24 protein-coding genes are annotated in these 24,171 nt (G+C 60.7%); 9 read left to right on the plus strand and 15 right to left on the minus strand.

Annotated features, from left to right (window positions below; genetic code table 11):
- Nucleotides 1–85: 85 nt before the first annotated feature.
- From A8O26_RS00930 to A8O26_RS00940, 3 genes are all read right to left on the minus strand, one after another.
- Complete coding sequence (locus A8O26_RS00930) at nt 86–541, minus strand: YaiI/YqxD family protein (RefSeq protein WP_064116373.1); 456 nt, start codon at nt 539–541, stop codon at nt 86–88.
- 105 nt (nt 542–646) lie between these two features.
- A complete protein-coding gene (locus A8O26_RS00935) occupies nt 647–2,542 on the minus strand; it encodes an FTR1 family protein (RefSeq protein WP_064116374.1) in 1,896 nt (631 codons plus the stop codon).
- Between the two features lie 85 nt (nt 2,543–2,627).
- A complete protein-coding gene (locus tag A8O26_RS00940) occupies nt 2,628–3,527 on the minus strand; it encodes a LysR family transcriptional regulator (RefSeq protein ID WP_064116375.1) in 900 nt (299 codons plus the stop codon).
- 127 nt (nt 3,528–3,654) lie between these two features.
- On the opposite strand from A8O26_RS00940, the gene A8O26_RS00945 reads away from it, so the two are divergent.
- The 5 genes from A8O26_RS00945 (at nt 3,655) to A8O26_RS00965 (ending at nt 8,418) form a co-directional block, all read left to right on the plus strand.
- Entirely contained in the window at nt 3,655–5,055 is a 1,401-nt protein-coding gene (locus A8O26_RS00945; protein ID WP_064116376.1) for a COG3014 family protein, read from the plus strand.
- A 207-nt stretch (nt 5,056–5,262) separates the two neighbouring features.
- The gene (locus tag A8O26_RS00950) at nt 5,263–6,657 is read left to right on the plus strand and encodes a COG3014 family protein (protein ID WP_064116377.1); all 1,395 of its coding nucleotides are present in this window, start codon (nt 5,263–5,265) and stop codon (nt 6,655–6,657) included.
- Nucleotides 6,658–6,672: 15 nt separating this feature from the next.
- Nucleotides 6,673–7,047, plus strand: coding sequence for a YcfL family protein (locus tag A8O26_RS00955; protein WP_064116378.1), 375 nt, complete (start codon nt 6,673–6,675; stop codon nt 7,045–7,047).
- A gap of 36 nt (nt 7,048–7,083) precedes the next feature.
- Nucleotides 7,084–7,671, plus strand: a complete 588-nt coding sequence (lpoB, locus tag A8O26_RS00960) for a penicillin-binding protein activator LpoB (protein WP_016772610.1) — start codon at nt 7,084–7,086, stop codon at nt 7,669–7,671.
- A gap of 3 nt (nt 7,672–7,674) precedes the next feature.
- Entirely contained in the window at nt 7,675–8,418 is a 744-nt protein-coding gene (locus A8O26_RS00965) for a hypothetical protein (protein ID WP_064116379.1), read from the plus strand.
- A gap of 125 nt (nt 8,419–8,543) precedes the next feature.
- Here A8O26_RS00965 and rhtB read toward each other — a convergent pair whose 3' ends face one another.
- The 3 genes from rhtB to A8O26_RS00980 all read right to left on the minus strand — a co-directional run bounded on the left by rhtB (nt 8,544) and on the right by A8O26_RS00980 (nt 11,817).
- Nucleotides 8,544–9,176, minus strand: coding sequence for a homoserine/homoserine lactone efflux protein (rhtB, locus tag A8O26_RS00970; RefSeq protein ID WP_007911125.1), 633 nt, complete (start codon nt 9,174–9,176; stop codon nt 8,544–8,546).
- A 149-nt stretch (nt 9,177–9,325) separates the two neighbouring features.
- Nucleotides 9,326–9,907 carry a mechanosensitive ion channel family protein gene (locus A8O26_RS00975; protein WP_064116380.1) on the minus strand — a complete coding sequence of 194 codons (582 nt, stop codon included), beginning with the start codon at nt 9,905–9,907 and terminating at the stop codon, nt 9,326–9,328.
- Nucleotides 9,907–11,817, minus strand: coding sequence for an ATP-binding cassette domain-containing protein (locus A8O26_RS00980; RefSeq protein WP_064116381.1), 1,911 nt, complete (start codon nt 11,815–11,817; stop codon nt 9,907–9,909). The genes A8O26_RS00975 and A8O26_RS00980 overlap by 1 nt, the downstream gene beginning before the upstream one ends.
- Before the next feature lie 50 nt (nt 11,818–11,867).
- On the opposite strand from A8O26_RS00980, the gene A8O26_RS00985 reads away from it, so the two are divergent.
- Nucleotides 11,868–12,329 (plus strand): TIGR02444 family protein, encoded by a 462-nt coding sequence (locus A8O26_RS00985; RefSeq protein WP_064116382.1) that lies wholly within the window; start codon nt 11,868–11,870, stop codon nt 12,327–12,329.
- Here the strand turns inward: A8O26_RS00985 and A8O26_RS00990 are convergent.
- The gene (locus tag A8O26_RS00990; protein ID WP_064116383.1) at nt 12,326–13,546 is read right to left on the minus strand and encodes an AlgP family protein; all 1,221 of its coding nucleotides are present in this window, start codon (nt 13,544–13,546) and stop codon (nt 12,326–12,328) included. The genes A8O26_RS00985 and A8O26_RS00990 overlap by 4 nt on opposite strands.
- A 192-nt stretch (nt 13,547–13,738) precedes the next feature.
- Here A8O26_RS00990 and A8O26_RS00995 point away from each other — a divergent pair, with 192 nt between their 5' ends.
- Complete coding sequence (locus A8O26_RS00995) at nt 13,739–14,404, plus strand: FKBP-type peptidyl-prolyl cis-trans isomerase (protein ID WP_064116384.1); 666 nt, start codon at nt 13,739–13,741, stop codon at nt 14,402–14,404.
- Nucleotides 14,405–14,461: 57 nt separating this feature from the next.
- On the opposite strand, the gene A8O26_RS01000 is transcribed toward A8O26_RS00995, so the two are convergent.
- The 7 genes from A8O26_RS01000 to A8O26_RS01030 all read right to left on the minus strand — a co-directional run bounded on the left by A8O26_RS01000 (nt 14,462) and on the right by A8O26_RS01030 (nt 20,852).
- The gene (locus A8O26_RS01000; RefSeq protein ID WP_064116385.1) at nt 14,462–14,920 is read right to left on the minus strand and encodes an Rsd/AlgQ family anti-sigma factor; all 459 of its coding nucleotides are present in this window, start codon (nt 14,918–14,920) and stop codon (nt 14,462–14,464) included.
- Nucleotides 14,921–15,103: 183 nt separating this feature from the next.
- Entirely contained in the window at nt 15,104–15,655 is a 552-nt protein-coding gene (locus tag A8O26_RS01005) for a disulfide bond formation protein B (protein ID WP_064116386.1), read from the minus strand.
- 218 nt (nt 15,656–15,873) lie between these two features.
- On the minus strand, nt 15,874–17,112 hold the full coding sequence (locus A8O26_RS01010) for a heme biosynthesis protein HemY (RefSeq protein WP_064116387.1): 1,239 nt from the start codon (nt 17,110–17,112) through the stop codon (nt 15,874–15,876).
- Nucleotides 17,109–18,251 carry a uroporphyrinogen-III C-methyltransferase gene (locus A8O26_RS01015; protein WP_064116388.1) on the minus strand — a complete coding sequence of 381 codons (1,143 nt, stop codon included), beginning with the start codon at nt 18,249–18,251 and terminating at the stop codon, nt 17,109–17,111. Before A8O26_RS01015 ends, A8O26_RS01010 begins: the two co-directional genes overlap by 4 nt.
- 16 nt (nt 18,252–18,267) lie before the next feature.
- Nucleotides 18,268–19,029, minus strand: a complete 762-nt coding sequence (locus tag A8O26_RS01020; protein ID WP_064116389.1) for a uroporphyrinogen-III synthase — start codon at nt 19,027–19,029, stop codon at nt 18,268–18,270.
- The gene (gene hemC / locus A8O26_RS01025) at nt 19,026–19,967 is read right to left on the minus strand and encodes a hydroxymethylbilane synthase (RefSeq protein ID WP_064116390.1); all 942 of its coding nucleotides are present in this window, start codon (nt 19,965–19,967) and stop codon (nt 19,026–19,028) included. Before hemC ends, A8O26_RS01020 begins: the two co-directional genes overlap by 4 nt.
- 138 nt (nt 19,968–20,105) lie before the next feature.
- Nucleotides 20,106–20,852: a LytR/AlgR family response regulator transcription factor gene (locus tag A8O26_RS01030; protein WP_007911111.1), complete on the minus strand. Its 747-nt coding sequence runs from the start codon at nt 20,850–20,852 to the stop codon at nt 20,106–20,108.
- 472 nt (nt 20,853–21,324) lie between these two features.
- Between A8O26_RS01030 and argH the strand changes: the two genes are divergently transcribed.
- The gene (gene argH, locus A8O26_RS01035; RefSeq protein WP_064116391.1) at nt 21,325–22,719 is read left to right on the plus strand and encodes an argininosuccinate lyase; all 1,395 of its coding nucleotides are present in this window, start codon (nt 21,325–21,327) and stop codon (nt 22,717–22,719) included.
- Nucleotides 22,720–22,847: 128 nt separating this feature from the next.
- On the opposite strand, the gene A8O26_RS01040 is transcribed toward argH, so the two are convergent.
- On the minus strand, nt 22,848–23,507 hold the full coding sequence (locus A8O26_RS01040) for a glutathione S-transferase family protein (protein ID WP_064116392.1): 660 nt from the start codon (nt 23,505–23,507) through the stop codon (nt 22,848–22,850).
- 123 nt (nt 23,508–23,630) lie between these two features.
- Here A8O26_RS01040 and A8O26_RS01045 point away from each other — a divergent pair, with 123 nt between their 5' ends.
- Complete coding sequence (locus A8O26_RS01045) at nt 23,631–23,921, plus strand: hypothetical protein (protein WP_064116393.1); 291 nt, start codon at nt 23,631–23,633, stop codon at nt 23,919–23,921.
- Nucleotides 23,922–24,171: the final 250 nt, after the last annotated feature.

Genomic DNA, 24,171 nt, shown 5'->3' on the forward strand with positions numbered 1-24,171 from the left:
GAATGCGGTCGGTCATTCAACATCGTATTGCCTGACCTGACGCTTTCGCGAGCAAGCTCGCTCCCACAGGGGATTTGTGTAGGGCTCAGGGTTTGCGGGTCAGGCGCGTGAGGATCCGGTCCAGCGCATTGGCAAACGCCTGCTTTTCGCGATCACCGAACGGCGCCGGGCCGCCGCTGATCTGGCCCTGTTCTCGCAAGTCGGTGAACAGGTTGCGCACCGCCAACCGCTCACCCATGTTCTGTGCATCGAACTCCTTGCCGCGCGGGTCCAGCGCCGCCACGCCCTTCTTTACCAAACGATCAGCCAGTGGAATATCGCTGCAAATCACCAGCTCACCGGGCACCGCGTGCTCGACCAGATAATCGTCCGCTGCGTCCGGGCCGCTCGGCACCACGATCAGTTTGACGATGGCCAGCCCCGGCTTGATCTGCGGCTGCCCGGCCACCAGCACCACTTCGAACTGGCGCTTGAGGGCAAACTTCACCACCAGATCCTTCGCCGCCCGCGGACAAGCATCGGCATCGATCCATACACGCATTTTCCTAACCTCCAAAAACAATTCGCGAGCAAGCTCGCTCCCACAGGTTACGCGCAAATCCTGTGGGAGCGAGCTTGCTCGCGAATGTGAGCGCAGCGAATGCTGTTAAGCGGCTAGCCGCCGCTTCTCCGCCACCCAACTGCGCCCATACAACACAACAATCGCCAGAATTGCCACCGCCTGCGCCGTCAACGAATAGGCATCGGCGTGAATCCCCAGCCAATCGAACTCAAAGAACGCCACCGGCCGCGTGCCGAAGATCCCGGCTTCCTGCAACGCCTTCACACCATGCCCGGCAAACACCACCGACAACGCGCAGAGCAACGCGGCGTTGATGCTGAAGAACAACGTCAACGGCAGTTTCGCCGAGCCGCGCAGAATTACCCAAGCCAGACCGACCAACAACACCAGCGCCGTCGCGCCACCCGCGAGCACCGCGTCATGCCCGGCAGGACCTGCCTGTAACCACAGGGTTTCATAAAACAGGATCACTTCGAACAACTCGCGATAGACCGAGAAGAACGCCAGGATCGCAAAGCCAAAACGCCCACCGCCGCCAACCAGACTGCTCTTGATGTAATCCTGCCAGGCCGCAGCGTGGCGACGGTCATGCATCCACACGCCGAGCCACAAGACCATGACACTGGCGAACAACGCCGTTGCGCCCTCAAGCAATTCACGCTGCGAACCGCTGACATCGATCACGTACGCCGCCAGCGCCCATGTGCCGAGGCCGGCCAGCAGCGCCAGGCCCCAGCCGACGTTGACGCTGCGCACCGCCGATTGCTGGCCGGTATTGCGCAAGAAGGCGAGGATCGCCGCCAGGACCAGAATCGCTTCCAGACCTTCGCGCAGCAAAATCAGCAGACCGGAGATGTAGCTCAGCGACCAGCTCAAACCGTCACTGCCCAGCAGGCCAGCAGACTCTTTCAACTTGGCCTTGGCGGCGTCCAGACGCTGCTCGGCCTGCTCGACCGGCAAGCCGTCCTGCAATGATTGCCGATACGCCATCAGCGATTTTTCGGTGTCTTTGCGCACGTTGGCGTCGACGTTGTCCAGCGAGCTCTCGACCAGTTCGAAGCCTTCCAGATAGGCCGCAACCGACAGGTCGTAAGCCTGATCGTGTTCACCGGCGCGGTACGCGGCAAGGCTCTTGTCCAGCGTCGCTGCGGTGTAGTCGAGCAACTGCGCCGGGCCACGCTTGACCTGCGGCGGCTGCGCACGTTGCGCACGGAAGGTCGCTGCGGCTTGCGCGCCTTCGGCAGCCTGCACTTCGGCCGGGGTCTGGCGGGCCAGATCGGCGATGTTGTAGGTCTTCTCGGATTTCGCAGCCGTCGCATCGGCACTGAATCCGGCGATGTAAGTCGCCAGATCCCAGCGCTGCCGATCATCGAGCTGATCGGCGAACGCCGGCATGTCGGTGCCTTCGACGCCTTGACCGAGGGTGTTGTAGATCGCATACAGACTCAGATGATCCAGCCGCGCCGCATCACGCAGATTGGCCGGTGCCGGGCTCATGCCGAGCCCCGCCGGACCGTCACCGGCGCCGCTGGCGCCGTGGCACACCGAGCAATTCTGCGCATAGAGCGGCGCACCACGCGTCGGGTCTGGAGTAATGATCGGCGCCTGACTGACTTCATACGCCACGGCCAGTTGCGCGCCCAGTTGCCGCGCCTGACGGGCCACGTCGGCGCCATCCTGTTTCGCACTGATTGCGTTATGCAAGGCTTCGACGCCCTGCTCCAGCGCAGCCTTTTCCGGCTTGGCCGGCATGCCGGCGATAAGCCCTTGCAGCGCCTGGGTGAACTCCAGTTGCTCACGGTATTCGGCGTCATCGACGACGTTTCCCGCCTCGACCGTAGGCGGATAATCCGCGCTGATGTAATCGAGCAGGTGCAGCGCTTGCGGCGCGCCTTCCACGCTATCGGCCAGCAGATTGAAACTGCTCAGGGCACACAACGGGAACACCAGCCAGGCCAGGAAACGGGACGAGGCAGTCATGAAGGAGTCTCAAGGGGAAATACGGAGTTACATATTGTTCACTCCAGCGGCGTTTCCCTCAAGCTTTGTCGGCATTTCCCAGCGTTTAGCGCAACGGTGAGGTCAAGTTGCGATAGTGCTCGGCCATAAACTCGACGAACACTTTGACCTTCAGCGCGACATGGCGCGCATGCGGGTACAGCGCGTAATAGTGTCGCTGGCCCAGCGTGCAGTTCGGCAGAATCTGCACCAACCGGCCACTCAACAAGTCGTCCTGCACCGTGGCCCGCGTGAACGCAGCAATACCGACACCCGCCAGCGCAGCGGCGTGCAGCGAACTGATCGAATCCGCCTTGAACCGGCCCTGCACCCGTACCGGCGTGGTCTGGCCACGGGCATCGGTCAGCGACCAGTCGCTGCCGCCGGCAAACGCCAGCAGTTGCTGGTCGGCCAGTTCCCGCACCTGTCGCACCAGGCCATGCCGCGCCACATAGGCCGGCGATGCCACCAGCAACAGGTCGGAAACCGTGAGCAAGCGCGCCACCAATGACGAATCTGCAAGCGGCCCGCAAATGCGCAACGCCACGTCGAAGCCTTCGGCGATCAGATCGACAAAACGGTCATCGCAGCACAGTTCGACTTCAATCTCGGGATAACGCTGCTGGAACGTCGGCAGCCAGTTCGCCAGCTCCAGCGTACCGATCACCATCGGCGCACTGATGCGCAAGACACCAGTGGGTTTCTCATGGGCCTGACCGACCGCTGCAGCGGCCTGATCGAGGCGATCGAGGATGTCCACGCAGGCGGCGTAATACTGCTGCCCCGCCGTGGTCAGGCTGAAGCGCCGGGTGTTGCGATTGATCAGCCGCGTGCCGAGTTCGGCTTCCAGTTGCTGCAACTGCCGGGAAATGGTCGAGTGCGTAGTATCGAGTCGTTCGGCGGCGGCCGTGAAACCGTGACACTCGACGATGCAACGAAACGCACGCATGGCCAGCAGTTGATTCATCGAGATACCGCAACCCAATTGATCGGTGAGCGCGCAAGCCTAGCGTAATCCAGGGTGCACCGGCATCTGCAAACCGCCCGTATAATGCGCCATCATTTCGCCTTCTCCGTTCAAGGAAGAACCCGCTATGCGCCACTGTCTGCTGCCGTGCCTTCTGATTGCTGCGCTTGTGCAACTCAGCGGTTGCGCCGCTTACCGCGATTACGACCTGGAACTGCAACAGACCACACAACAACTCAAAGCGGGCAATGTCGATGGTTCACTCGCCCTGATCGAAGCGCATAACCCGGGTGAAGAGAAGGATTTGCTCTATTACTTCGAGAAAGGCGCGGTACTGAGCGCTGGCGGTGAGTTGCCGCAGAGCCAGGTCGCTTGGCGCAGTGCCGAGCAGATGGTCATACAGCGCCAGGACACCATCGAAACCACCGGCGATAAATTGCTCGCCGCCATGGGCAATCAATGGGGCAGCATCATCAATGACAAGCTGCGCCGCTACGATGGCTACGATTACGAAAAAGTCATGCTGACCACACAAATGGCCCTCAATCAGTTGGCCATGAATGATTTTGACGGTGCCCGTGCCGACATCAAGAAAACCCACGAGCGCGAAGCGCTGATCGCCCGACAACGCGAGCTGGAATACGAGCGGGTTGAAGAGGCGGCCAAGGCCAACGGCGCCCGCGTTCATTACAAGGACCTGCAAGGCTACCCGGTGGTCATGCTCGATTCACCCGCCGTCATTGCCTTGAAAAACGGTTATCAGAGCGCGTTCAGTCACTACCTCGCGGGCTTCACCTACGAAGCGCTCGGCGAAAAAGATCTGGCAGCGCCCGGCTATCGCCAGGCGATCGAGTTACGCCCGGACATGGCGTTTTTCCAGCAGGCCTTGCGTGACCTCGACAGCCCTGGACTGAAGGCAGACGAAAGCGATGTGCTGATCATCGTGCAGAGCGGCCTGGCGCCGGCCCGCAGCTCCGTGCGCGTGCCCTACCCGGTGAAGCTCGCGGACGGGCAAGTCATCGTCGCCAATGTTTCGTTTCCGGTTATGGTGCCTGACACGTCGACCCCAGCATTCAATCAACTGAGCATCGACGGTCGTCAAAAAAAGCTGATCGCCGTCAACAGCATCACTGACATGTCCTTGCGTACCCTGCGTGACGACATGCCCGGCATTATCCAGCGCACGACCTATCGGGCCTTTCTGGCGGCCGATGTTCAAGCCACGGACAATCGACGCGACCCAAGCAAAGCCTCGTACGTCACCCACTGGGACGGTTTCGAACAGGCCGACACACGTACCTGGCGCACCTTGCCCAACCTCACCCAAGTGGTGCGTCTGCGCCTGAAAAAAGGTGACCACCTGATCAGCCTGCCGAATGCCCCCAGCGCTGCTCCATTGAAAGTTCGCATCGACCAGAACCGCCAGGTTATAGGCTTGCATGCCTTGGGTGATCGTGTGTTTGCCCATGGCAGCGCATTTCAGCCAAACGGGGCGCCGGGAAAAAGCGTGGTATCCGGCTTGAAATAAGTAATGGCACCTAACTAACCAGTGCAATTAAAAAGCTATTACATAGCCACCACCACCCGCTTATAATGCGCCGCCCTCGTTATTGCGATCGGGCATTAAAGCTCCTCTGGTTATGAGGAATTGGCAGGAGGCCAGCGCCACTGTCGATGGGTCACACCAGCCCGACCAGCATTCGCGGCTGTTTTACTCCAGGGAAGAAGTACCCCCATGGCATTCCGCGCTCCCACTCTGATCGCGCTCAGCGCCGTCACTCTGCTGTCCGGCTGTTCGGCGTTTCGCAACTACGACTCGGAATTGGCACAGACCAACCAGCAACTGGCCACCGGCAACGTCGACGCCGCCCTGACCCTGCTGGAAAAGAACAACACCGGCCCCGACAAAGACCTGCTCTATTACTTCGAGAAGGGTGAATTGCTGCGCGCCAAGGGCGACCTGTCCGGCAGCCAGAATGCCTGGACCAGCGCCGATCAAGTGGTTGGTCAATGGGAAGACTCGGTCAAGCTCGACACCGGCAAATACCTGGCTCAGTTCGGCAGCTTCATCGTCAACGACAAGGTGCGTCGCTACGAAGGCTACGACTACGAAAAAGTCATGCTGACCACGCAGATGGCCCTGAACCTGCTGGCGGTCAATGACTTCGACGGCGCGCGTACCGCGATCAAGAAGACCCACGAGCGCGAAGCGGTGATCGCCGAGTTGCGTGACAAGGAATACCTCAAGAGCGAAGAAGAGGCCGAAAAAGAAGGCATCAAGACTCAGTACAAAGACCTGCAGGGTTATCCGGTCGCCAGCCTCGACGCACCGGAAGTGGTCGGTCTGAAGAACAGCTACCAGAGTGCTTTCAGCCATTACCTGTCCGGTTTCGTCTACGAAGCCCTGGGCGAGAAAGGCCTGGCTGCACCGGGCTACCGCAAGGCGGCCGAACTGCGTCCGAACACGCCGTTGCTGGAGCAGGCGCTGGTCAACCTCGACAAGCCGAGCAAGTCCGACGACAGCGACATTCTCATTGTCGTGCAAAGCGGTCTGGCGCCTTCGCGTGACTCGATCCGCGTGCCACTGCCATTGCCGATCTCCAACAATGTGGTGATCACCCCGCTGTCGTTCCCGATCATCAAGCCGGACACTTCCACCGCGACGTTTGCGCAGATCGGCGTCGACGGTCAACAGGTCGACCTGACCGCGCTGAACAGCACCACCGCCATGTCCCGCCGCGCCCTGCGTGACGACATGCCGGGGATCATCGTGCGCACCACCGTGCGGGCGATCACCAAAGGTGTGGCGCAGAAGAAGATCAACGAAACCAACCCGCTGGCCGGTCTTGCCGTGGGTATCTCTTCAGCTGTGCTCGAAGGTGCCGATACCCGTACGTGGCGCACCTTGCCGGACAACACCCAAGTGGTGCGTCTGCGCCTGAAAAAGGGTGAGCATCAGGTTACCCTGCCGAGCGCTGTAGGCGGTTCGGTGGTCAAGGTCACCGTCGATCAGCGTTATCAAGTGATCAGCCTGCGCGCCGTCGGCAACCAGGTGTTCGCCGGTGGCCTGGCCGCACACGTCATCCCGAGCGCCAGCGCGACCAACGTCGCCAGCCTCAAACAACCTTAAGAACGGAGTCTTTGCATGCGCTTCAAAATCCTCGCCGTCGCCGCCCTCGCCTTGTTGGCCAGCGGCTGCGCCACCCCGCCACCACCGGAGCCGGGCAGCGCCGCGAGCAAAGTCGTGGCCATGGGTCCGCAGAAACACATCGTCGTCGGCGCCATGCGCGTCGCTCGCGAAAACGGTTTCATGACCGTCAATGTGCAGTTGAGCAACACCCTCAACAGCAACAAGACGTTCTACTACCGCTTCGCCTGGCTCGGCGCGGAAGGTTTCCCGATCGCCGAAGAAGAAGTCTGGAAAAGCCAAATGATGTATGGCGCCCAGACCAGCTTCATTCAGGGCATCGCCCCGACCCCGAAAGCCGTGGACTTCCGTCTGGAACTCAAGACGCCGTAAGCCCGCCACCCTATTCCTGTTTTAGAGAGCACTCCCATGTTTGCACGCTTTTCCTGCATCGCCGTCATCGCCCTGCTGGCCTCCGGTTGCGCCAACACTTCGCCGACCCTGGGCAGCAAGAACATCAGCTACGGCGACACCAAAGCGGTTGAAACCGTGACCAACGAATTCGGTTCGACCGACCTGCAAATGATCGCCGAGTCGATGACCCGCTCGCTGGCCCAGTCCGGCATTCTGCAGGGTCGTCCGGTGGTTCAGGTCTACGACGTGAAGAACAAGACCAGCGAGTACATCGATACCCGCGAAATCACCACCAGCATCAAGACTCAGCTGATGAAAACCGGCGTGGCCCGTTTCGCCAGTGACAACAACGCCATGCAGAGCCAGGTTGACCAGCTCAAGCTGCAAAACCAGAGCGGTCTGTACAAGAAAAGCACCGTGGCCAAGACTGGCAACATGGTTGCCGCCAAGTACCGCATCGAAGGTTCGATCAGCTCGATCGTCAAGCGCAGCAGCGACTACAAGGACGTCTTCTACAAATTCAGCCTGCAACTGATCGACGTTGAAAGCGGTCTGGCCGAGTGGATGGACGAAAAAGAGATCCGCAAAACCACGGAGCGTTAATCAATGCGCGCATGGATTGGCATGATGGCCCTGGCTTGCGCGTTCAGCGTGCAAGCGGCCCCGAAAGTCGCGGTAACGGATCTGGCGTACCAGGAACGTGTGGAGCAATACATCCACATCGTTTCGGCGCAGAGCAACTACCGCGAGGGTTACTACAGTTCCAGCGGCTCGTCGAACTACAACGAGTTCGAGGCCAACACCAGCTACATCGAGCAGACCGAACTGCGTAAATTCACCGGCGACATCAAGGGTGAAATTCTGCGTACCGGCATGTTCCAGTTGGTGCAGGGTACGCCGTACACCGCCTCGTCCAAGGGTGACATCTACGATGTGATCAAGCGGATCAAGGCCGGCAACTTCAAAGGCGCCGACTATGTGTTGTTCGGCACCGTGTCGGACATCGACTTCACCCAGGACATCAACGAGCTGGCAAATACCGACAGCTATTCGGCGGTGCTGGGCCTGACATTGGTGGCGGACTTCAGCCTGATCAACACCAAGACCTTCGAGATCACCTCGGCCTTCACGGCGATGGGCGAAGCGCAGGACACCAAACTGGTGAACCACCGCGACATCAAGATCTCGCTGAACCGCCCACGGGTGGTGCGTGACGTGTCAAAGGCCTTGGGCGAGGACGTGGCCGGGCAACTGAGCATGCAGCTCGGTGGTGGCGGTTACGAGCAGCCGCGCGAAGCGCCGCAACGCAACAACTTGCCGCGTGATACCGCGCCGGTGATCTTGCGCTAAGTTGGGACTGAGGGCCTTTGTGGCGAGGGAGCTTGCTCCCTCGCCACAGTTGAGTGTCATTCCGATGTCTCGGCGACAATAAAAAAGGCGACCTCTTGAGGTCGCCTTTTTTGTGTCTGTGAAGTTTACGCCGCCGCTTTGCGCAGCGTGGCCATAAACGCCGCCGCACCGATGAACAACCCGGCAAACGTGCGGTTCATGCGCTTCTGCTGCTGCGGTGTGCGCAACAGACGCAGCACCTTCGACGCCAGACCGGTGTAGCCCGCCATGACGATCAGGTCGACGCAGATCATCGTCACACCAATCACCAGATACTGAATCAGCAGCGGCGCATGCGGATTGATGAACTGCGGCAGCACCGCGAGCATGAACACCAGCGCCTTGGGGTTGCTGATGTTCACCAGAAAGCCACGGAACACCAGCGCCAGCGGCTTGCCAATCGGCCGCACTGCCGCGTCATCGCTCATATCCATTGGCAGCGCGCGCCATTGCTTGATCGCCAGATACACGAGGTAAGCCACGCCGAACCATTTGATCGCGTGGAAGGCAGTCGCCGAAGCCGTCAGGATTGCGCCAACGCCGGCGCCGACAATCGCAATCTGCACGGCCAGACCGATTTGCAGGCCGAGGGCGTTCCAGTAACCGCGCCAGAAACCGTATTGCAGACCGCTGGACATCGACGCAATGGCGCCAGCACCCGGGGACAGACTGATCACCCAGCAGGCGGCAAAAAACGCCAGCCATGTTTGAAGCTCCATCGCACACCTCGACTCATGCTCGTGACAAATGCCTAAGCTAATGCGGGTTTGAATGGATGACTACCGATTTTTTGCTGAATGTTGCTGGCGTTGCTGAGGGCCACTTCGCGAGCAGGCTCGCGAAGGCGTCAGAACAGACACCGCAGAAATTACTTCTCGAACCCGCTCGAAGGGAATACATCGGTCCCACGCCAACGCCGCACCGAACGCTGGAAGAACAAGCTGTTCGGCACCTGCACCATCGCGCTGCCAGTCCCCAACTCTTCCGCCTCGATCAACGTGGTGTAAAGCAGATTGATCGCCACCACCCGGCCTTTGACGCCGGGCTTGTCGGTGGTGTCGACCAACTCAACGATATCGCCCAGGCGAAACGGCCCTACCGTGAAGATCAGAATCGCGCAGAGCAAATTCGACAGCACGCTCCACATCGCAAAGAACGCCACCGCCGCCACGGCGACGAAACCCGACAGCGCCGTCCACAGCACCGTGGCCGAGACACCAAGGCGTTCCAGAACAAAGATCAGCGCACTGCCCATGATCAGCCAGCGCAACACGCCACGCAGCGGCATCAGCAATTGCGGCGGAAACGGATAGCGCTCGCCCAACCGGGTCAGGCCTTTGGCAACGAAACGTTGGGTAAGGTAGCCGGCCAGCAAGATCAGCAGAATCTGCACCGCAAACCAGATCGGCTCGATCCACTCCGCCGGCAGCGGCAGCTTGAACGCTTCCATCAGGACAGCGCCTCCAGCTCCGCCTGCATGCTTTCCAGCACCTCGAGGGCTTCCATCCACGCCTCTTCCAGCTCGCCTTCACGAACCTTCAGCTTGGCCTGTTCGGCGAGCAGATCACGCAATTCATTCTTGCGCGCTGGCTCGTAGATGTCGCTGTCACCGAGGCTGGCATCGACCTTGGCGAGCTTCTCGTGCAGCTTGCCCAGTTCGGCTTCAAGCTTGTCGGCCTCACGCTTGTGCGGGGCCAGTTGCTGACGCAAAGCAGCCGCCGCCTGACGCTGAGCCTTCTTGTCGGTCTTGTCCGGGTTGACCGGGGTGTTGCTGACCGGCGCGTTGCGCTGGCGGTATTCCACTAGCCAGCGCGCATAGTCTTCAAGGTCGCCATCGAACTCTTCGACCTTGCCGTCCGCGACCAGGTAGAAGTTATCGGTGGTGCTCTTGAGCAAGTGCCGATCGTGAGACACCACCAACACCGCGCCGCTGAATTCCTGCAGCGCCATGGTCAGCGCCAGGCGCATTTCCAGGTCAAGGTGGTTGGTCGGTTCGTCGAGCAGCAGCAGGTTCGGGCGTTCCCAGGCGATCAACGCCAAGGCCAGACGCGCCTTTTCACCACCGGAGAAATTCAGCACCGGCTCATCGATGCGCGCGCCACGGAAGTCGAAGCCGCCGAGGAAGTCGCGCAGGGTCTGCTCGCGCTCGCTCGGCGCCAGACGCTGCATGTGCAGCAACGGGCTGGCCTTGGAGTCGAGCGAGTCGAGCTGATGCTGAGCGAAGTAACCGACCACAGTGTTCTCGCCACGGGTCAGGCGCCCGGCGATCGGTGACAGCTCGCCGGCGAGGTTCTTGATCAGCGTCGACTTACCGGCGCCGTTCGGGCCGAGCAGGCCGATCCGCGCACCCGGAGTCAGTTGCAGCTTGACCTTCTCGAGGATGGTTTTGTCGCCGTAACCGAGGTTTGCGTCGGACAGGTCGATCAGCGGGCTGGAGATCTTCGTCGACTCGCGGAAGACGAAATCGAACGGCGAATCGACGTGGGCCGCCGACAGCTCTTCCATGCGCTCCAGCGCCTTGATCCGGCTCTGCGCCTGACGGGCCTTGGTCGCTTGCGCCTTGAAGCGGGCGATGTAGCTTTCCATGTGCGCACGTTGCGCCTGCTGCTTCTCGTAGGCCTGCTGTTGCTGGGCCAGACGCTCGGCACGGGCACGTTCGAACGCGCTGTAGCCACCGCGATACAAAGTGATCTTGCGCTGATCGACATGCGCGACGTGATCGACGACTTCATCGAGGAAATCGCGGTCGTGGGAAATCAGCAGCAAGGTGCCCGGGTAGCTTTTCAACCACTCTTCGAGCCAGATGATCGCGTCGAGGTCCAAGTGGTTGGTCGGTTCGTCGAGCAACAACAGGTCCGACGGACACATCAACGCTTGCGCCAGGTTCAGGCGCATCCGCCAGCCACCGGAGAAATCGCCGACCTGGCGATCCATCTGCTCGTTAGTGAAGCCGAGACCGGCGAGCAACTTGCGCGCTCGCGCGTCAGCCGTGTAACCGTCGGCGCTGTCGAGTTCGGAATGCAGACGGGCCTGAGCGGCACCGTCGTGCGCCGCTTCGGCGGCGGCGAGGTCACGTTGCACCTCGCGTAGACGCAGGTCGCCATCGAGCACATAGTCGACGGCAAGACGCTCAAGCGTCTCGATTTCCTGGCGCATGTGGGCGATGCGCCAGTCAGCCGGCAGGAAGCAATCACCCGAATCCGGGTGCAGCTCACCTCGGATCAAGGCGAACAGGCTCGATTTGCCGGCGCCGTTGGCACCGATGAGGCCGGCTTTGTGGCCGGCGTGCAGGGTCAGCTCGGCGTCTTCTAGCAGACGTTGCGGGCCACGCTGTAAAGTCAGGTTCTGAAGTCGGATCATAATGGCGGCGGAGTCTACCAGCTTCGCTCACAACTGGCGCGAGTAGCACGATGTCCTCTGACCTGTGGAGCTTTTCCCTTGCCACCTACGCCCGACCGGGCGTGGAAGACGCCTGCCTGCAACTGCAAACGGCGGGCGCCAATGTGTGTCTGCTGCTGTGCGGGTTATGGCTGGAACAACGCGCGGTGGCCTGCGATGAACAACGCGTTCGCCAGCTTCAGGCGCTGACCGCGCCGTGGGATATCGAGGTGGTGCAGCCGCTGCGCGCACTGCGCATGCAATGGAAAGCGCGGGCGTTTGATGATGCCGTGCTGAAAGGCATGCGCGAGCAGATCAAATCACTCGAGCTTGAAGCTGAGCGAGCGTTGCTGTCACGGCTTGAGGGTGTAGCGCAGGAGTGGACGCAAAACGGCGCGGGTTCGAAGACCTGGCTGGAAGGATTGGCCGGCGCGGCCGCCAGCCCGAACCACGACGCGCTGCAAGTGCTGCGCGTCGCGGCAACCGGCACTTAGGAAGCGCTGGTCGGGTTGTTGCTGACGCTCGACACAGCGGCTGGCGATGGCGCCGTCGAAGGGGTCGAGGTAGTAGCGGCAGATACCGGTGCTGTTGCTGCAGCCGGAGTTGCCGGTGCGGCAGGCTTGGCAGCTGGCGCGGTAGCCGGTTTGGCGGCGGCTGGTTTGGCAGCAGCTGGCTTTTTCACGGCAGGTTTTGCCGCGGGCTTGGCGGCCGGTTTAGCAGCAACAGGCTTGGCGGCAGCAGTTGTCGGTTTAGCGGCAGTGGCTGGTTTTGCGGCAGGCTTGGCTGCTGGTTTGGCGGCGGCTTTCACGGCTGGTTTGGCAGCGGGCTTGGCGGCCGGTTTTGCTGCGGCTTTTACAGCGGGTTTAGCGGCAGCCGGTTTGGCGGCTGGTTTCGCCGCGGCAGTTTTAGCCGCAGGTTTTGCTGCTGGTTTTGTCGCCGCTTTGGCAGCGGGTTTAGCGGCCGGTTTGGCGGCTGCGGTTTTCGCTGGAGCAGCTTTGGCAGCAGCAGGTTTGGCAGCGGCGGCACGGGTAGCCGGTTTAGCAGCGGCAGCACGGGCAGCAGGTTTTGCCGCAGTAGTTTTAGCCGCTGGTTTGGCAGCGCTCGCAGCAACCGGTTTCTTCGCTGCAGGTTTCGCTGCAGGTTTCGCTGCAGCTTTTGCAGCTGGTTTTGCAGGCGCTTTCACTGGTGCTTTTGCAGCAGGTTTGGACGCCGCTTTTGCAGCTGGTTTCGCCGCTGCAGTTTTCGCCGCAGGCTTGGCTGCGGCAGTTTTAGCTGCGGCTTTCTTCGCCGGGGCCGCTGCCGGTTTGGCTGCGCGGGTGGACAATACTTTGCCCACGGCTTCTTGAACACGACCCACGCCCTGCGCCAGTTTCAGGCTTTCCTGGGCATCGCGCTTGAGTTGCAGAATGTAGCTGCGGGTGTCGGACTGACGATCTTTCAAGGCATCGAGCAGGTCTTCCAGCTCTTTCACTGCGGCCTTGGCTTTGGTCTGTGCCTTGGCTTTACCGGCAGTGGCTGCGTCCTGCAATTTGGTGCGGGATTTGTGCAGTTTTTCTTGCGCCTTGCCGCGTTGCTTTTCCAGTTTGGCGAGCAGTTTTTCAGCATCAGCCAAGGCTTGCGAGCAAGCGTTTTCCAGATGCTCGAGCAAGCTGCCCGAGAGTTGTTGGAGTAAGTGCAACGGAGTGTTTACAGGCTTCTTGGTGGCCGACATGGTTTACCTCCTGGCTGACGTGAGTGCGGCTCATACTAGACCTCTGCAGTTACCGCCGCTAGGGCATCTTGACAGTATCGATTGCGTTGCGTTGCACCGAATCGAAAATGTTCTGCGCGAAGTCAAAAGCAGTTCACCGTTGCAGACGTTCGCGCTGGCATAATCCACCGCATCTCAGGACGGAGAGTGCCCATGTCGCGCTACTTTTTTTTATCCCTCTGCATGGTTTTTTCCGCAGCTCACGCTGACGAAAAAACCACCGCGAACGATGCTCACGATCTGGCCTACAGCCTCGGTGCCAGCCTCGGTGAACGGCTGCGCCAGGAAGTCCCGCAATTGCAGATTCAGGCGTTGGTCGACGGTTTGCAGCAGGCTTATCAAGGCAAGCCGCTGGCGCTGAGCGAAGCCCGCATTGAACAGATTCTGGCCGATCACGAATCGCAGAATGCCGAGCACTCGGCACAGCCTTCGAGCGACGCCGCGATGGAAAACGAACAGCGTTTTCTCACCGCAGAAAAAGCCAAACCCGGCGTTAAGGAATTGGCCGATGGCATCCTGCTGACCGAGCTGACGCCAGGCACCGGTGCCAAGGCCGGACCGGACGGAAAAGTGCAGGTGCTGTATGTCGGTCGATTGCCGGACGGCACCGTGTTCGATCAGAACACTCAACCGCAATGGTTCAACCTCGACAGCGTGATTGCCGGCTGGCGCACCGCGTTGCAGAACATGCCGGTGGGGGCGAAATGGCGACTGGTGATTCCATCGGATCAAGCCTACGGCGCCGATGGTGCCGGCGACTTGATCGCGCCGTTCACACCGTTGGTGTTCGAAGTGGAACTGCGCGGCGCGACCAGTTGAGCAGGCAATAAAAAACGGTGCGCTTTGGACGCACCGTTTTTTTGATCAGGGTTCGGATCAGGCCTGAACCGGATCTTCTTCCTTGTGTGCTGTGTGCAGCACTTCAATCAGGCAGTCTTCGAGTTCAAAGCGCTCGTGAAGCAGGCCGCCGAGCTCCTTGAACTTCTCGGCAACGCATTTGCCTTCGTCGCACAGATCGTTGAACGCGAGGAGTTTCTCGGTGATGACGTCGATACGTGGATAGATCGTCTCGGCGAGTTCCAGACCACGCTTGTCATTGAACGCCTTGGCTTCGCCAGTCAGCTGTTCGTAGATTTCGAAGTGCCCGGCCGAGACGTAATCGACCAGCACGCCGCAGAATTCCTGCAAGGGCTTGCGGCTCTCGGACAGCGACTCTGGCTGCGCACCAAGCTTGTCGTAGGCACCGATCAGATCTTCACGCTCCTGCAACCAGCGGTCGATCAGCAGATGAACTCCACCCCAACGTTCCTGAGCATTCTGACAACTTTCGAGCATGGCGATCTCTCTTCCCTTGTGGGTCATGCTGCTCTACACCCGCGCCCCTCTTTTGATTTTGGCTGGGGGGACGGCCGGGCAGAGCGTCATCGAGCAACATAAATCCAATGACACGTGCGGGCCAGATTATGCCCGCACGCCTATGGCTTCAAGGTACGCAGGAGATAAAGTTCATACAAGTGTTTAATCCCGCAGCGGATCCCGGTGCGACGCTTCGCCGCTGAGCGGTCGTGGCAGAGCGCTCCAGGCCAGGCGCAACATTTGATAGACCGCAAGAATCGACACCGCGACGAAGAACAAAAGGCTCCATTCGGGAATGCTCAGATCGAACAGCGTCCAGGAAATTTCCGCGCAATCAGCGCCACCGTTAAACATCCTCTGCAAAGCACAGATCCACGGCAACCCGCTGAATAGCATCTCGGAGGTTGGGGAACAGTTGGTCAGTTGCAGCACCGGGTCACTCTGTATCAACACTTGTCGCCAGGCCGCCGTAGTGCCGCCCAGGCTTGCACCCAGCGTCAGCAGCCAGTAAAGCCACAAACCACTACGCCTGGGGCCGTGTACCGCCGCCAGACCACAGAAAACGCACAGCAGCGTGAGGAACAACCGCTGCACCAGGCACAGGCTGCATGGCGTCAGACCGACCGCGTATTCAAGATAATAGGAAGCTCCCAGAGCAAAGGCCCCCGCAGTGAAAGCCATGAAGAACAAGGAGCGTGAGCAGGCCAACGACATGGCTTTTCCGTAACAGTAGAGACAGGCTGTTACGGTAGAGGAAAGCGCGTCGGCCTTTCAAGGCGAGGCCCTGCCGACAGTTCACCAGAGGTGTAGGGAAAACCCGACAGGTTAGCGAGGAAAGGATGTAGCCCTGCGTAGGACTTTATCCAGGATGCCGAAAAACGGTGAATTATCGGGGGCAAAAGGTCAACGAGGGAGTGGCCTCCCTCGCGTCTTCAGACCTGAGCCAGTGCCGGCAGCGGCGCGGCCAGCAGGCGTTCATCCAACAAACCCAGACCTTCCTGAAACAACTGATTGCTGCGTTCGGTATCGCCCAGTTGCGCGAGCAGGCGGGCCAGTTCAGCACACGCCTCAGGGTTGCGCTGCACCCGCAAACTGCTTTCCAGATAATCCCGGGCTTTACCCCACAGACTGGTTTGCAGGCACAGACGCCCCAGCGTCAGCAGCAAGCTCGGGTCGTGCGGATGCTCCTTGAGCCAGCCTTCGGCCGTTTGCAACTGACGTGCAGGATCACTGCCGCGCACCAGACCATAAAGACGTGCGAGATGGCTGTCGTACTTGCGTTTCAGGGCTGTGCGCAGAACTTCTTCCGCCTGCACCTGAGCGCCCAGCTGACGTAGCTGTTCGGCGTACGCCAGCACCAGCGCTGGCTCCTGACGCTGCGCCGAGGTGAGCTGCTCCCACGCCCGCTGGAGCGACTGCAAGCCCACGGTGCCGTCCTCTTCACGGTGCGCGGCCAACGACAGGTTTTCACCCCAGGCGCGACGCTCCAGCTCTGCCAGTTCGGCCGGCGGCAGAACCTTGTCCTTGCGCAGCTCCGGCAACAGGCGAATCACCGCCGACCATTCGCCGCGTTGTTGATACAAACGCTGCAACTGACGCAGCGTCTGCGCATTGTGTGGATGCCGTTCGTGCATCGCTTGCAGGGTCACCAGTGCTCCGTCGGTATCACCACGGTCGGTCTGCAACTGCGCATGGCTCAAGGCAATGGCCAGCTCGGCCTGAGGTTGACGCTCCAGCGCGCGCTCCAGCAAACGATCACACTCATCGTAATGACCTTGCTCGTTGGCCGCACGGGCGGCGCCGAGGTAATACAGCAGAGGCTGACGCTCAGCCTCAGCCGCTCGAGAGAGATGACGCTGCGCACTGGCCCAGCGACCTTCAGCCAGGTCCAGTTGCCCGTGCTCGATCGCCACCTGCACGCGGCGACTGCGGTTGCGTCGCGACCATGGATTGACCACGCCACTGGACGTCATGACCAGCTCCACCAGCGCCTTGATCCCCCAGATCAACAGCCATAGCACCGCGATCACCGCCAAAGTCGCCCACAGACTCGCCTCGTAACGGAAGCTCCTGTAGGCGACCAACACGTAACCGGAATGCTCGGCAATCGCCAGGCCCAGCGCCGCCGTCGCGGCGATAACCAGAAACACGATCACATACAGGCGCTTCATGGCGTCGCCTCCTGCGCAGTGTTCGCAGCAGGCTTGGCGAAGGGTTTCACCGACTCTTCGGCGTTGACGTTGCGCCGCTCAAGATAGGCTTGCACCGCACTCAGCGTGCCGGCCAGATCAGGCGTCGTGACGGTGACCGGTTCCTTGCTCAACTCAGCGACCTGTTCGAGCATCACTTTGCTTTGCGGATTGTCCGAGTTGAAATTGCCCTTGAGCACATCACGCGCTTCGGCCAGCGCCTGGGTATAAACCGGTGCCTGGCCATTGAGCGCGGCCCACTGCGCCTGCTCAAGCGACAGGCTGAGCGCCAGACGCACCTGGCTCAGGCTCTGCCCGGCCAGCAGTGGCCGCACGTTTTTGTCAGCATTGAAATCGATACGGATATAGCGCGAGACCTGATCCCACCACTGCGCCCAGCGGCTCGCGCCATCACCATCGGCGGTCAGGCCCAGCAGCGATTCGCCGCGATCCTTGTACTCAGGCGCCAGCTCGGTCAGCTCGGTCACCTGATCACGCAATGCGCCAAGACGCAGGAACAACCCGGTGCGATCCGGTTGCTCGGTGCTGCGCAATGCGACCAGCGTTTTGGCCACTTGCTCGCGCGCGGCGAAGGAACCGGGATCGTTCTGCTCACGGAGGATCTCGTCAGCGCCCTGCACCAGTGCCTGAGCGCTGCTGATGTCCTGCAACGCCGACAGACGCAGGCTGGCCAGACGCAGCAAATGCTCGGCCTCCGCCAGACGCCAGTCCTTGCGGCTTGCCCCGAGGACGGTTTCCAGACGCTGATTGAGGCGCTGTTGATCACCCTGCAGTTGCGTGACCAGACGCTGGCGATCCGCAAGTTCATCAGCACCCGGCAACTGCGCGAGACGCTCGGTCAGACGCTGTTCGTTGAGCTTCAGGCTCTGCGCCTGATCATTCAACGCCTGCACCTGGCCCGATTGTTGTTGCGTATTGGTCTGCAGGTGGCGCACCTGCCAGACACCCCAGCCACCGATGGCGACGCCAGCAGCGCCGAGCAACAAGGCGACGATGGCCAGTCCATTGCCTCGGCGCGGCTCTGTGGCCGGCGGTGGCGTTTCAACCTGGGCATCAATCACAGGTTGCACATCATCTTTAGGCAAGGCTGTTTCGCTCACGTATCCATCCTTTGCATTAGAAAACGGGTACGGGATGCTCCCGCAACGCCGTCAGCAAAGCCGCGGCACTCGCGCCGCGGCAATCCACAACTGTTTGAGCCCCGGCGGCACGTGCCAGCTCGGCGACCCTTGGGCTTGGAACAAACAACGGCAACCGCGCGATTGTCGGCCAGGCGTCGCCGGCCATCTGACGCAGGTGCTCAAAACCCTGTCCACTGCTGACCACCAGCCCGTTCAAGCGTTCCGCTTGGATCCGCCGCGACAGTTCGTTCGGTGCATAGGCTGGCAGGTCACGTCGATACAATTCCAGATACTCGACACTAGCACCAAGCGTACGCAAGCGCTCGGCGAGCAGCTCACGCCCACCCTCGCCGCGCAGGATCAATACCTGCGCACCGGGCTGACTGGCTGCCTCACGCAGACGCGGCAATTGCAGCAAGGCTTCGCTGTCATCACCGTCAACCGGGAAGTGTGCGTCGAGGCCGCGATCCAGCAGAATCTGCGCGGTCGCGGCACCGACACTGAACCACGGCATCGTCAGCGCAGAGGCGCCGTCGAGCAGATCCATGGCAATGCGCGCCGCCGGCTTGCTAACCACGATCACCGCGCTGCAACGGCGCAACCGCGCCATCGCCTGACGCATGTTGTCAGAGACCGGCAGCGGGACAATGTCCAGAAGCGGCAAACAACTACTGAAAACACCCTGCGCGGCCAACGTCTCGGCGAGCGCCGCACAGTCTTCTGCAGGGCGCGTCAGCAGCAGGCGCCAGTCAGTCACTCGTGACCTGCCTCGCCGTAGACTGCCTTGAGAATCTCGGCTGCGCCTTGGCTCAACAAGTCTTCAGCCACCTGAACGCCCAACGCCTCAGCATCGGCGCGCGGTGCGCGGGCTTCGGCGCTGAGCAGCAAGCCACCGCTCGGCTCGCCGACCAGACCGCGCAACCACAACTGCTCGCCTTCAAGCACGGCGTAGCAGGCGATCGGCACTTGGCAGCCACCATTCAGATGTTTGTTGAGGGCACGTTCGGCGGTCACGCGCGACGAGGTATCGGCGTGATGCAACGGTGCAAGCAAGGCGTGGATTTCGCTGTCGGCGCTGCGACATTCGATACCCACTGCGCCCTGACCACCGGCCGGCAGGCTGTCATCGACGCTGATCGCCGACGTGATGCGCTCTTCAAAACCGAGACGGATCAGACCGGCTGCAGCGAGGATGATCGCGTCATACTCGCCGGCATCGAGCTTGGCCAGACGGGTATTGACGTTGCCGCGCAGGAAACGGATTTCCAGGTCCGGCCGACGGGTCAGCAACTGTGCCTGACGACGCAGGCTCGAAGTACCGACGATGCTGCCGGCAGGCAACGCTTCGAGGCTGGCATAGGTGTTGGAAACGAAGGCATCGCGCGGGTCTTCGCGCTCGCAGATGCAGAACAGGCCAAGGCCTTCGGGGAAGTCCATCGGCACGTCTTTCATCGAGTGCACGGCGATGTCGGCTTCGTTCTCGAGGAGCGCGGTTTCCAGTTCTTTGACGAACAAGCCTTTGCCGCCGATTTTCGACAGTGGCGAATCGAGCAGCTTGTCGCCGCGACTGACCATGGGCACCAGCGTCACCAGCAGGCCCGGATGGGCCGCTTCCAGACGGGCTTTGACGTATTCGGCCTGCCAGAGGGCCAGCGCACTTTTACGGGTGGCGATGCGGATTTCGCGAGAGGACATGGATCAATCCGTACTGAATAGATACGGCGGATAATAACAGCTCAGCCAAATCCACTTTGACTTGAATCAGGAACGACGTGGCCTCCCTGGCCTGCAATGCCCGGTAAAAAGTTAAAGGTGCCGCCCGGAATGACCGGGTTACAGGCCCTGCATCATTTTGCGCACACCGGCCACATGCCGACGGCTGACGATCAGCGCGTCACCATTGAGACCTTTGAGGAACAGCTGGAAATGCCCCAGCGGCGTGCGTTGCAGACGTTCAATGCGGTCGCGCGCGACCAGCGCGTTGCGGTGGATACGCACGAAACGCTCACCGAATTCGTCTTCGAGCGCTTTGAGCGGCTCGTCGAGCAGCACTTCGCCGGCCTCGTGGCGCAAGGTCACGTATTTGTGATCGGCAATGAAATAGACCACCTGATCCAGGGGGATCAGTTCGATGCCTTTGCGGGTACGCGCGCTGATGTGGCTGCGCGGGCCGGTGCCACTTTCGGCAGCGGGACGGGTCAGGGCCGAAAGTTGCGCCCGGTTGGGACGTTCCGCCCGTTTCAGGGCGTCATGCAGATGTTCGGTTCGCACGGGTTTCACCACATAGCCCACGGCGCTGGCCTGCAGGGCTTCCACGGCAAATTCATCGGGGCTGGTGCAAAACACCACGGCGGGCGGCGTTTCTCGCTCGCACAGACGGGCAGCGACCTGCAGGCCATCGAGGCCCGGCATGCGGATATCGAGCAGCACGATATCCGGTTTGTGGCTGTCGATCAGTGCCAACGCCTCCTCGCCATTCGTGGCGCTGGGCTCCAGAACTGTATAACCCTCGAGCTCGCTCACCATTCGGCTGAGGCGCTCGCGAGCCAGTGGTTCGTCATCAACGATCAGGACATTCATATTGCGCTGGATTCCTGCGTGAGTCTCGCACAAGGATAGCGTAGACAGGTGAAGTGACGTCCGTCACCGCGATCCACGCTAAGACTAGCCCGAGCGCCAAAAAGTGCCGTACGTCGGCCAGCAATATTTGCCAGTGTCCGGGTCGTACTGCTCAAAGCCCGCTGTATCTCGCGTTTTTCACGGGGATTGCCGAAGGACAACTGCACCCACCCCCTCTTCTTATAGTCGGCGGCCAGACCTTTGCGCGATCCGCAGTCACGCCGACCCTTATGTCCTACTGTAGACGTTCGTCGGAACGATATTGCTCAATCGAAAAATATCCTTACGCAAATCCTTTACGGCCAGCGGCGACTATGACCGAGCCGATGAGAAAAAAACGTATCGACCGGTGTCAGCGACAGTCTGGGCAACCCTGTTATTATCCGCGCCAGCGTTTCACGCCTTTTTTCTTCAAGCCGATACGAGCGAATTCATGAGCACTGACAAGACCAATCAGTCCTGGGGCGGCCGCTTCAGTGAACCCGTCGACGCCTTCGTCGCCCGCTTCACCGCCTCCGTCACTTTCGACCAGCGCCTGTATCGCCACGACATCATGGGTTCGATCGCCCACGCCAGCATGCTGGCCAAGGTCGGCGTGCTGACTGATGCCGAGCGCGACAGCATCATCGATGGCCTGAAGACCATTCAGGGCGAAATCGAGGCCGGCCAGTTCGACTGGCGCGTCGACCTCGAAGACGTGCACATGAACATCGAAGCGCGCCTGACCGACCGCATCGGCGTCACCGGTAAAAAACTGCACACCGGGCGTAGCCGCAACGACCAGGTCGCCACCGACATCCGCCTGTGGCTGCGTGACGAAATCGACCTGATCCTCGCCGAAATCACCCGCCTGCAAAAAGGCCTGCTGGAACAAGCCGAGCGCGAAGCCGCGAGCATCATGCCCGGCTTCACCCACCTGCAAACCGCACAGCCAGTGACCTTCGGGCACCACATGCTGGCCTGGTTCGAAATGCTCAGCCGCGATTACGAGCGTCTGGTCGACTGCCGCAAGCGCACCAACCGCATGCCACTGGGCAGCGCCGCGCTGGCCGGCACCACCTACCCGATCGACCGCGAATACACCGCGCAACTGCTGGGCTTCGACGCTGTGGGCGGCAACTCGCTGGACAACGTTTCCGATCGCGACTTCGCCATTGAATTCTGCTCGGCCGCAAGCATCGCGATGATGCACTTGTCGCGCTTCTCCGAAGAGCTGGTGCTGTGGACCAGCGCGCAGTTCCAGTTCATCGATCTGCCGGACCGTTTCTGCACCGGCAGCTCGATCATGCCGCAAAAGAAAAACCCCGACGTGCCAGAGCTGGTGCGCGGCAAGACCGGCCGCGTGTTCGGTGCGCTGATGGGCCTGCTGACTCTGATGAAAGGCCAGCCTTTGGCCTACAACAAGGACAATCAGGAAGACAAAGAGCCGCTGTTCGACGCCGCCGACACTCTGCGCGATTCCCTGCGAGCCTTCGCTGACATGATCCCGGCGATCAAACCGAAGCACGCGATCATGCGTGAAGCGGCGCTGCGTGGTTTCTCCACCGCGACCGATCTGGCGGATTACCTGGTGCGTCGTGGTTTGCCGTTCCGTGATTGCCACGAAATCGTCGGCCATGCCGTTAAGTACGGCGTCGACACTGGCAAGGACCTGGCCGAGATGAGCCTGGAAGAACTGCGTCAGTTCAGCGATCAGATCGAGCAGGACGTGTTTGCCGTGCTGACCCTGGAAGGCTCGGTGAATGCCCGCGACCATATCGGCGGCACTGCGCCGGCGCAGGTCAAGGCAGCGGTGGTGCGCGGTCAGGCCCTGATCGCCAGCCGCTAACAGCAAAAGCTTCGCGAGCAGGCTCGCTCCCATATTTGGATTTTTGTTGAACACAAAATTGTGGCTGACAAAAATCCCCTGTGGGAGCGAGCCTGCTCGCGAAGGCGACCTTCAGAACACCAGAAACATCACTTCTTGGCAGCGATCATCGCCAAAAACGCCGGCATCGCCGCTTCCTTGTCTGCCGCTATCTTCTGCACATGCGGATTTTGCTCAAGCCGCTCCAACAAGGCCTTGGCCTGCGGCATCTCCGCCAGCAAATCAATCCCGAACAGCTTTTGCCCGACCGCACAGGCCAGCGGCACGCTGTAGAGGAAATACAAATCGGCAATGCTCAAGCTGTCGCCCGCCACGTACGGGGCGAATTTGCCATGCCGGCCCAGCGCCGCAAAACCCAACTGCAATTCAGTCCTGGTCTTTTCCTTGATCGCGTCCGGCAAGGTCACGCCGAAGAACGCTTCGCCATAACAGGCGCGACCCGGAAGCTCGATGTACAGCTCGATTTCCTTGGCAATCGCCAACACCTGCGCACGCTCGAAAGGATCACCAGGCAGCAGCGGCGTACCTTTCTGGGTCTGTTCGAGGTATTCGAGGATGATCGCGGTTTCGTTGATGAAACCAGCGTCGACACCCAGCACCGGCACTTTACCGCGCGGGCTGATGGCCAGTGATTGCGGGGTCGGTGTCGGGTAGAAGGTGACCTCTTCGAACGGCAGGCCTTTCTCCAGCAGCGCCAGTTTGACCATGTTGTAGTAGTTGCTGACTGAGAATCCGTAGAGCTTGAGCATCACATAGCCTCCAGGCCGTGCGGGGTGGGCAGTGCCTGTTTATAGATCGCTCAGGCGTTTCCCGCCAGCAGCATCACGCCGCTGAATGCGGGTAAACTGGCGCCTTTCCTTGAGGAGCCTGCCATGAGCGAGCCGACTGACATCGACAATGACAACGAAGAAGAAGAGTTCACCGAAGCGACGTTGATCGAAGCCATCGAGAACCAGATCGAAAGCGACAACCCGCCAGCGGCCAAAGCGACTTTCAACAAGTTGACCCTGGTCGGCGTTGAGCGCGAAGAGATTCTCAATCTGATGGCCCACGTGCTGGCCTACGAGATTGACGCGATGCTCGATGAAGACCGCGCATTTGATACTCAATGGTACGAAGCGGCGTTGCGTGCATTGCCGGAATTACCGCCAGAAAAGCAGTAAGCCAAACACATCCCCCTGTGGGAGCGAGCCTGCTCGCGAATGCCGTGTATCAGCAAAAACCACGCTGAATGACACACCGCTTTCGCGAGCAAGCTCGCTCCCACACAATTTGTCACCCATCTATCAGGCCTTCCCCTGAGCCCCGACTACACTGGAATCCGCCTCAAGACAAAATCCCTGATCTGAGCACTGGACATGCCGCAAAAGCGGGTTCACCTTAGGGACGCTGTCGTCCAATTACTAGAAAGTC

Source organism: Pseudomonas fluorescens, assembly GCF_001648775.1.
In the GTDB taxonomy this organism is placed as follows: Bacteria; Pseudomonadota; Gammaproteobacteria; order Pseudomonadales; family Pseudomonadaceae; genus Aquipseudomonas; species Aquipseudomonas fluorescens_M.

Coding starts and splice junctions, on each gene's coding strand:
- lpoB (WP_016772610.1), top strand. CDS start 7,084: ATGTTTGCACGCTTTTCCTGCATCGCCGTCATCGCCCTGCTGGCCTCC.
- A8O26_RS01045 (WP_064116393.1), top strand. CDS start 23,631: ATGAGCGAGCCGACTGACATCGACAATGACAACGAAGAAGAAGAGTTC.
- A8O26_RS01000 (WP_064116385.1), bottom strand. CDS start 14,920: ATGCTCGAAAGTTGTCAGAATGCTCAGGAACGTTGGGGTGGAGTTCAT.
- argH (WP_064116391.1), top strand. CDS start 21,325: ATGAGCACTGACAAGACCAATCAGTCCTGGGGCGGCCGCTTCAGTGAA.
- A8O26_RS00955 (WP_064116378.1), top strand. CDS start 6,673: ATGCGCTTCAAAATCCTCGCCGTCGCCGCCCTCGCCTTGTTGGCCAGC.
- A8O26_RS00950 (WP_064116377.1), top strand. CDS start 5,263: ATGGCATTCCGCGCTCCCACTCTGATCGCGCTCAGCGCCGTCACTCTG.
- A8O26_RS00980 (WP_064116381.1), bottom strand. CDS start 11,817: ATGATCCGACTTCAGAACCTGACTTTACAGCGTGGCCCGCAACGTCTG.
- A8O26_RS01040 (WP_064116392.1), bottom strand. CDS start 23,507: ATGCTCAAGCTCTACGGATTCTCAGTCAGCAACTACTACAACATGGTC.
- A8O26_RS01010 (WP_064116387.1), bottom strand. CDS start 17,112: ATGAAGCGCCTGTATGTGATCGTGTTTCTGGTTATCGCCGCGACGGCG.
- hemC (WP_064116390.1), bottom strand. CDS start 19,967: ATGTCCTCTCGCGAAATCCGCATCGCCACCCGTAAAAGTGCGCTGGCC.
- A8O26_RS00990 (WP_064116383.1), bottom strand. CDS start 13,546: ATGTCGGCCACCAAGAAGCCTGTAAACACTCCGTTGCACTTACTCCAA.
- A8O26_RS00995 (WP_064116384.1), top strand. CDS start 13,739: ATGTCGCGCTACTTTTTTTTATCCCTCTGCATGGTTTTTTCCGCAGCT.
- A8O26_RS01005 (WP_064116386.1), bottom strand. CDS start 15,655: ATGTCGTTGGCCTGCTCACGCTCCTTGTTCTTCATGGCTTTCACTGCG.
- A8O26_RS00965 (WP_064116379.1), top strand. CDS start 7,675: ATGCGCGCATGGATTGGCATGATGGCCCTGGCTTGCGCGTTCAGCGTG.
- A8O26_RS00945 (WP_064116376.1), top strand. CDS start 3,655: ATGCGCCACTGTCTGCTGCCGTGCCTTCTGATTGCTGCGCTTGTGCAA.
- A8O26_RS00930 (WP_064116373.1), bottom strand. CDS start 541: ATGCGTGTATGGATCGATGCCGATGCTTGTCCGCGGGCGGCGAAGGAT.
- A8O26_RS00975 (WP_064116380.1), bottom strand. CDS start 9,907: ATGGAAGCGTTCAAGCTGCCGCTGCCGGCGGAGTGGATCGAGCCGATC.
- A8O26_RS00935 (WP_064116374.1), bottom strand. CDS start 2,542: ATGACTGCCTCGTCCCGTTTCCTGGCCTGGCTGGTGTTCCCGTTGTGT.
- A8O26_RS00940 (WP_064116375.1), bottom strand. CDS start 3,527: ATGAATCAACTGCTGGCCATGCGTGCGTTTCGTTGCATCGTCGAGTGT.
- A8O26_RS00985 (WP_064116382.1), top strand. CDS start 11,868: ATGTCCTCTGACCTGTGGAGCTTTTCCCTTGCCACCTACGCCCGACCG.
- A8O26_RS01030 (WP_007911111.1), bottom strand. CDS start 20,852: ATGAATGTCCTGATCGTTGATGACGAACCACTGGCTCGCGAGCGCCTC.
- rhtB (WP_007911125.1), bottom strand. CDS start 9,176: ATGGAGCTTCAAACATGGCTGGCGTTTTTTGCCGCCTGCTGGGTGATC.